This window comes from Bradyrhizobium mercantei (assembly GCF_001982635.1).
Classification (GTDB): domain Bacteria; phylum Pseudomonadota; class Alphaproteobacteria; order Rhizobiales; family Xanthobacteraceae; genus Bradyrhizobium; species Bradyrhizobium mercantei.
This window is the reverse complement of record NZ_MKFI01000050.1, coordinates 1-832: the sequence shown is the minus strand read 5'-3', so window position 1 is coordinate 832 and position 832 is coordinate 1. Positions and strand designations below refer to the sequence as shown.

The 832-nt window shown below is 70.8% G+C and carries 1 protein-coding gene and 1 pseudogene; one reads left to right on the top strand and one right to left on the bottom strand.

Features of this window, described 5'->3' with window-relative positions:
• Nucleotides 1–561, top strand: a 561-nt coding sequence (locus BI327_RS40845) for a sigma-70 family RNA polymerase sigma factor (RefSeq protein ID WP_210191260.1), incomplete at its 5' end; no start/stop codon positions are given.
• A gap of 40 nt (nt 562–601) precedes the next feature.
• Here the strand turns inward: BI327_RS40845 and BI327_RS40840 are convergent.
• Nucleotides 602–832, bottom strand: a pseudogene (locus BI327_RS40840) (TonB-dependent receptor); the annotation flags it as partial.

Below are 832 nucleotides of genomic sequence, written 5' to 3'. Positions count from 1 at the left end.
CCGCGAGGCGGCGTACCCGCCATGGCCACTCAGGACCTGGATTACTCCGCCCCGATCGCCGTCGACGCCGTTGCCCGCACGCAGCTGCAACGCTTCTATGTCGACCACCATCCCTGGCTGCTGGGCTGGCTGCGGCGCCGCGTCGGCAACAGCAGCGACGCCGCCGACCTGTCGCACGACACCTTCCTGTGCCTGCTGGGCGAGGGCCGGCGCGACGCCATCCGCGAAGCCCGGCCGTTCCTGGCCACCATCGCCCGCCGCCTGATCGCGCGCCGGCGCCACAAGGCGGCGCTGGAAGCCGCCTACCTCGAAGCGCTGGCCTGCCTGCCGGCCCCGACCGCGCCGTCGCCGGAAAGCGTGGCGCTGGCGGTGGAAACGCTGCAGCAGCTCGACCAGGCGCTGGAAGGCCTGCCGCAAGCGGCGCGCAGCGCTTTCATCATGGCGCACATCGAGGAACTGACCTACGCGCAGATCGCCGAGCGCCTGCGCATCTCGCCCAGCACTGTCAAGAAATACCTGATCCGCGCCAACGCCCACTGCTTGTTCGCGCTGGCGGCGTGAGGGCCGGGCCGGACCACCAGCGGGCGGCCCGGCGCCGTCGTCAGAACTCCGTCGCCACCGACAGCCACAGCGTGCGCGGCATGCCGCTGATCAGGTAGCCGGTCGGATTGGCCTCCCAATAGTGCTTGTCGAGCAGGTTGGTCACGGTCGCGCGCAGCGTCACGTCCTTGCCCGCCACGCGGGTCTTGTAGCGGCCGCCGAAGTCGTAGCGCGTCCAAGCCGGCACGCGCTGGCTGTTGTCGGCGCTGAGATAGGCCTGGCTGGTGTGGAT